Source organism: Xanthobacter autotrophicus (assembly GCF_029991245.1).
GTDB lineage: Bacteria > Pseudomonadota > Alphaproteobacteria > Rhizobiales > Xanthobacteraceae > Xanthobacter > Xanthobacter autotrophicus_C.
In genome coordinates, this window is the sequence record NZ_JAIVFO010000190.1 from 1 (window position 1) to 6,599 (window position 6,599).

Here is a 6,599-nt window from a genome sequence, read left to right on the forward strand (position 1 = left end):
TTTCCGCCGCCCTCGCCCGCCGAGCCCCCCTGAGCCGTTACATATTTATCATGAATATCAATGCTTTGTGAGAAGAGCCGCCGGCCGCGCATGGCTGGCATGCGCGCTGCAAAGGGGGAAGGCACCCTCAACCCAACCGGCCCCAAGAGCCGGCCCCCGGGAGAAGCGCCTTGCTCACACCCTTCCGCTCGACCTCGCCCGATCGCTCGACCGCCTCCGTTCGCCGGACTCCACGCCTTGCCACCCGCCTGGCCACCCGCCTGGCCGCCCTCCTCGCCACCTCGGCGGTGCTGGCGTTCGGTGCCCTGCCCGCCTCTGCGCAGGAAGTGATCCGCGTCGGCAACCTCAAGCTCGCCCATTTCGCCGGCGTCTCCTACATCAAGGAGATCGCCTCCACCTGCGGCATCACGGTGGACCTGAAGATCTTCTCCAAGGGCCCGGACGTGATGCAGGCCATCCTTGCCGGCGAGCTGGACGTGGGCGCCACCGCCTCCGAGGCCGCCATTTCCGGCCGGGGCAACGGCGCGCAGATCTATATCGTCGGCGGCTTCGCCCAGGGCGGCGCGCGCCTGCTGGCGGTGCCCGACAGCGGCATCAAGACGGTGGCCGACCTGAAGGGCAAGAAGGTGGGCGTCACCCGCGGCTCCATCCAGGAAGTGCTGCTGGCCGCCGAGATGGGCAAGGTCGGCCTCACGCCGAAGGATCTGACCATCATCTATCTGGGCTATCCCGACCTCAACCAGGCGCTGCTGCAGAAGCAGGTGGACGCCGTCATGCAGACCGAGCCGCAATCGGCCCAGGCCATCTCCCGCGGCTTCGGCGCCGAGATGCTGAAGCCCTACGACACCCCCATCGGCTCGCCGGTGCGCACGCTGGTGATGAGCGAGAAGTTCTACAAGGGCAGCCCGGAAGCGGCGAAGAAGTTCATGGCCTGCTTCGTGAAAGCACAGAAGACCTTCATGGATGATCCCAAGGCGGCCGAGAAGTTCGTGACCCAGGACGTGTTCAAGGGCCAGCTGACCGCCGAGGAATTCCAGGACGCCCTGGCCAACTCGCCCTACACGCTGGAGATCAGCGCCGACCACATCCAGAAGACCACGGACGTGATGGCCAAGTACGGCATCGGCAAGATGTCGACCCCCGCCAAGGCCGAGGACTGGGTGAAGCTCGACCTGCTCGACGCCGCCAAGGCCTCCGCCGGCATCAACTGAGGGCATCGCCATGCACACGTCCCGCCTGAAATCCGCGGCGGAGGGCCTCGCCGTGCCCGTCGCCGCCATCGTCCTGTGGCAGCTCGCCTGCTCGCTGGGGCTGGTCAACCCCATGGTCCTGCCCTCCCCCGCCGCGGTGGCCGTGCGCTGGTGGGCCTATCTGGCCCCCATCGAGCCCTTCGACCCCGCCGCCGGCTCCTATCTGGCCTGGCTGTTCTCCGGCGAGATGATCCAGGATTCCATCGGCTCCCTCACCCGCGTCGCCCTCGGCTTCTTCGTGGGGGCGGGGCTCGCTTTGCCGCTCGGCCTGTTCATGGGATCGAGCGATACCATCTACCGCCACATCAATCCCTTGATGCAGGTGCTGCGGCCCATCCCGCCCATCGCCTACATCCCGCTCTCCATCCTGTGGTTCGGCCTCGGCAATGCGCCGGCGGTGTTCCTCATCGCCATCGGCGCCTTCTTCCCGGTGCTCATGAACACCATCGCCGGCGTGCGGCACGTGGACGGCATCTACATCCGCGCCGCCCGCAGCCTGGGGGCGAGCCGCCTCACCATCTTCCGGCGGGTGATCCTGCCGGCGGCGACGCCCTACATCCTGTCGGGGGCGCGCATCGGCATCGGCACCGCCTTCATCGTGGTGATCGTGGCCGAGATGATCGCGGTCAACAACGGCCTCGGCTTCCGCATCCTGGAGGCGCGCGAATACTTCTGGTCCGACAAGATCATCGCCGGAATGCTCACCATCGGCATCCTCGGCCTTGGCATCGACATGGCGGTGAGCCGCCTCAACTCCCACCTGCTCCGCTGGCACCGCGGCCTGGAATCGTGAGGAACACCATGTCCATGCACACCGCTTCCATGCATCCTGCCGCCGTCGAAGCCCTCGCCGAGCGCGCCATGCCTGTCATCGCGCCCGCCGCGCCCCACATTCTCATCGAGGGCGTGGACAAGCGCTTCGTCGTCCCCGGTGGCGAGATCGTCGCCCTCAAAGACATCGACCTCACCATCAACCGCGGCGAGTTCGTCTGCCTGCTCGGCCCCTCGGGCTGCGGCAAGTCCACATTGCTCAATGCCATCGCCGGCTTCTCCGCCCCCACGCAGGGCACCATCGCCGTGGAGAAGCGCAAGGTGACCGCGCCCGGCCCCGACCGGGGCATGGTGTTCCAGGAATATGCGCTGTTCCCGTGGATGAGCGTGGCCGCGAACATCGCCTTCGGCCTTGAGATCAAGGGCATGAAGCGCGCCGAGATCGACGCGCGCGTGGCCGAGCTGCTCGCCATGCTGAAGCTCACCGAGTTCCGCGACCGCTTCCCCAAGGACCTGTCCGGCGGCATGCGCCAGCGCGTGGCCATCGCCCGCGTGCTCGCCCTCGACAGCCCGGTGATGCTGATGGACGAGCCGTTCGGCGCGCTGGACGCCCTCACTCGCCGCTCGCTGCAGGACGAGTTGATCCGCATCTGGGCGGCGACGGGCAAGACCATCGTATTCGTCACCCATTCCATCGAGGAATCCATTTACCTCGCGGACCGCATCGTCGTGCTCACCTACCGGCCGGGCACCATCAAGCAGGACATCAGGGTGGAGCTGCCGCGCCCGCGCGACAGCGCTTCCGCCGCCTTCAACGAGCTGAAGCGCGAGCTGGGCGCCCTCGTCACCGCCGAGCAGCACCGCTTCGAGGCGGTGGAGGTGAAAGGCTTGACCACCGACTGAGCCAGGACCAGCATCCGCCGGCGCCCGGACCCACCGGGCGCCGGGCAAATACATAAGCCCGCGCCACGGCGGCCGAGGGACCAGGGAGCCGACGGAACCAGGACCATGCGACCCGATCTCGCAACGGCCGCGCGCGCCGTGCTCCTCGCCCTTCTCGGCGCGGCGGCGATCTTCGCCGTGCTGAAGGCGGGGGAGATGGCGGAGGCCCGCGTCGGCGAAGGCCTTGCCAGCGAGGCGCGCCATCGCAGCGAGATCTATGCCCAGAGCCTGGAAAGCGCCATCGAGCGCTTCGGCTATCTGCCCGCCGCCGCCGCCCTCGACCTCAACGTGCGTCGCCTGCTGGACCAGCCGGACGACGGGGCCCTGGTCTCGACCGTCAACGCCTATCTGGAAACCCTCAACCGCGCCGCCGGCACCCCTGTGCTCTACCTGATGGACCCCTCGGGGATGACCATCGCCGCCTCCAACTGGAACACGCGGGAAACCTATGTGGGCGCAGATTTCAGCTATCGCCCCTATTTCACCGAGGCCATGGCGGGCCACACCGGCCGCTTCTATGCCATCGGCACCCTCACCGGCGTGCCCGGCTATTTCATCAGCGCGCCGGTGGTGATCGGCGGCGCGGTGCGCGGGGTGGTGGCCACCAAGGTCAATCTCGATCCCTTGGAGGCGGTCTGGCAGGAGGCCGCCGACCGGGTCCTCGTGACGGACCAGAACGGCATCGTCTTCCTCGCCTCCGATTCCCGGTTCAAGCTGCACGCCACCCGCCCCATCGACGCTGCCACCGCGCAGGAGATAGAAAAGACCCGCCAATATGGCCGTCCGGCCTATCCGCTGATCGATCTCGGCACGGTGGAGACGGTGGGCGGCGTTTCCCTCATCGCCGCCTCGGACGTGGCCCCCCATGGCCGCGTCATCGCCAACGACAAGGCGCTCGTCCCCTATGGCTGGCACCTGCTGCTGTTCGCCGACGCCGCCCCCCTCGAGCTGGCCGGGCGCAGCGCCCGCGTGGGCATGACGCTGGGCTTCGGCGTGCTGGGCCTCATCGGCCTCTACGGGTGGCAGCACCTGCGGCGCGCCCGCGAGAGCCTTGCCGCCCGCGCGGCGCTGGAGGCCGCCCAGCGCGAGCTGGAGGCCAAGGTGGCGGCGCGCACCGCCGACCTCACCGCCGCCAACGGCCAGCTCGCCGGCGAGATCGAGGAGCGCCGCCGCGCCGAGGCCGACCTGCGCGCCGCCCAGGACGAACTGGTGCAGGCCGCCAAGATGGCGACCCTCGGCCAGATGGCCGCCGGCATCACCCATGAGCTGAACCAGCCCCTCACCGCTTTGCGCGGCCTCGCCGACAATGCGGGCAAGCTCCTGGAGCAGGGGCGCGAGGAGGAGGCGCAGGCCAATCTTGGCCGCATCACCGCCATGGTGGACCGGCTCGGCAAGATCACCGGCCAGTTGCGCGCCTTCGCCCGCAAGAGCAGCAGCGAGACGCTGCCGGTGGACGTGGCGGCGGCGGTGGCCGAGAGCCTCGCCATCCTCGCCCCGCGCATCCGCGCCGCCGGTATCGGCGTCGCCACCGACCTCGACGCGACCGCCGCCACCGTGCGGTTCGAGCCCATCCGCCTCAGCCAGGTGGTGGTGAACCTGGTGGGCAACGCGCTGGACGCGGTGAAGGGCCGCCCTCGCGCCTGGGTGGGCCTTTCCACCTGGCGCGAGGACGCCCGCATCGTGCTCAGCGTGGAGGACAACGGCCCCGGCCTGCCGGAGGCCACCCTCGCGCGCATCTTCGATCCCTTCTTCACCACCAAGCCGGCGGGCGAGGGGCTGGGGCTGGGCCTGCCCATCTCGCTCGCCATCGCCCGCGAGTTCGGCGCCACCCTCACTGCCCGCGCCCGGCCGGAGGGCGGCCTGCGCTTCGATCTCGTCATGGAAGCGGCGGAGCGCGCGGACGCCGCCCCGCCCCAGCCGGAAAGGATGCGCCATGTGTGCTGAGCGCGCCCTCAAGTCCCCGCATTCCTCCGCCCCCGCCCCGCATCCGGCCGCCGGGCCGCGCGTGATTTTGGTGGACGACGAGGAAGTCATCCGCATCACCATCGAGCAGACACTGGAGCTGGCGGGTATCGCGGTCGAGACCTTCGACAGCGTGGCTGCGGCCCTGCCCGCCATCGGCCGCGACTTTCCCGGCGTGGTGGTGAGCGACGTGCGCATGCCCGTGCGCGACGGGCTGGAATTGCTGGCGGACGTGCGCCGGCGCGATCCCGAATTGCCGGTGGTGCTCATCACCGGTCATGGGGACGTGGCCATGGCGGTGAGCGCCATGCGCGAGGGCGCCTACGACTTCATCGAGAAGCCGTTCGTCTCCGACGCCTTCGTGGAAGTGGTGCGCCGCGCCCTCGACAAGCGCGCCCTCGTCATGGAAAACCGCCGCCTGCGCCTGGCGCTGGACCGGGGCGAGGCGGGCGACGCCATCGAGCGCTGCCTTGTCGGCCAGTCCCCCGCCATCCGCCGGCTGCGGGACGACGTGGCTCAGCTCGCCTCCACCAATGCCGACGTGCTGGTGCTGGGCGAGACCGGCGCCGGCAAGGAGCAGGTGGCCCGCGCCCTCCACGAGGGTGGCAAACGCCGCGACAAGCCCTTCGTGGCGGTCAATTGCGGCGCCATCCCCGAAAGCATGTTCGAGAGCGAGATGTTCGGCCACGAGGCCGGCGCCTTCACCGGCGCGGGCAAGAAGCGCATCGGCAAGATCGAGCACGCCTCAGGCGGCACCCTCTTCCTCGACGAGGTGGAGAGCATGCCGCTGGCCATGCAGGTGAAGCTGCTACGCGTGCTGCAGGACCGCAGGATCGAGCGGCTCGGCTCCAACACTCCGGTGCCGGTGGACCTGCGGGTGATCGCCGCCACCAAGGAGGACCTTGCCGCCCTCGCCGATGCCGGCCGCTTCCGCAAGGATTTGTGCTTCCGCCTCGACGTGGTGAAGCTGGTGCTGCCACCCCTGCGCGAGCGGCGGGAGGACATCCCCCTGCTGTTCGAGCTGTTTGTGGTGCAGGCGGCGGTGAAGTATCAGCGGCCGGTGACGGAGGTTCCCCCCTCCCTGCGCCGTGCGCTCATGCTCGCCGACTGGCCGGGCAATGTGCGCGAGCTGAAGAACGCCGCCGAGCGCCACATGCTGGGCTTCCTCGCCCCCGATTTCGCCGCCGGCGGGGCCGCCGCGCCCGGCCTCGACGCGCTGCTGGACCGGGTGGAGCGCCTCGTCATCGAGGATGCGCTGAAGGCGTCGGGCCAGCGCATCTCGGCGGCGGCGCAGGCCCTCAGCATCCCGCGCAAGACCCTGTCCGACCGCATGAAGCGGCTCGGCCTCACGGCTGCGGAGTGAGAAAGAGCAAACGGGCGCGGTGGGACCCTCTCCCGCTTTCGAGGCCTCTGCGAAAGGTCCTTGAGCGGCCGTCCTCCCCTCTCCCCTTGCGGGAGAGGGGTTGGGGGTGAGGGGGGCGGCGCCACGAGAAACACCGGTCTCTCAGGAGGTCGCACCACACCCCTCACCCCGGCCCTCTCCCGCAAGGGGAGAGGGAGACCGCGTCTTACGCCGACCGTGACTGACTTTGGCAGAGCTCCCGCAAGCGGGAGAGGGAGCGACGGCTCTCCCCGTCAAGCTGGCCCACGCCCCTCGAAACCCCGATTTCACCC

5 protein-coding genes are annotated in these 6,599 nt (G+C 69.5%); all 5 read left to right on the plus strand.

What is annotated here, in order from left to right; all coding sequences use genetic code 11:
• Positions 1-248: 248 nt before the first annotated feature.
• The 5 genes from K9U41_RS20960 (at position 249) to K9U41_RS20980 (ending at position 6,288) form a co-directional block, all read left to right on the plus strand.
• Complete coding sequence (locus K9U41_RS20960) at positions 249-1,211, plus strand: ABC transporter substrate-binding protein (RefSeq protein WP_282642794.1); 963 nt, start codon at positions 249-251, stop codon at positions 1,209-1,211.
• A gap of 10 nt (positions 1,212-1,221) precedes the next feature.
• Positions 1,222-2,043 (plus strand): ABC transporter permease, encoded by an 822-nt coding sequence (locus K9U41_RS20965; RefSeq protein WP_282642790.1) that lies wholly within the window; start codon positions 1,222-1,224, stop codon positions 2,041-2,043.
• A gap of 68 nt (positions 2,044-2,111) precedes the next feature.
• Positions 2,112-2,924 (plus strand): ABC transporter ATP-binding protein, encoded by an 813-nt coding sequence (locus K9U41_RS20970; RefSeq protein WP_432715838.1) that lies wholly within the window; start codon positions 2,112-2,114, stop codon positions 2,922-2,924.
• A gap of 105 nt (positions 2,925-3,029) precedes the next feature.
• Positions 3,030-4,907, plus strand: a complete 1,878-nt coding sequence (locus tag K9U41_RS20975; protein WP_282642792.1) for a sensor histidine kinase — start codon at positions 3,030-3,032, stop codon at positions 4,905-4,907.
• On the plus strand, positions 4,897-6,288 hold the full coding sequence (locus K9U41_RS20980; protein WP_282642793.1) for a sigma-54-dependent transcriptional regulator: 1,392 nt from the start codon (positions 4,897-4,899) through the stop codon (positions 6,286-6,288). Before K9U41_RS20975 ends, K9U41_RS20980 begins: the two co-directional genes overlap by 11 nt.
• The last annotated feature ends 311 nt before the right edge of the window (positions 6,289-6,599 follow it).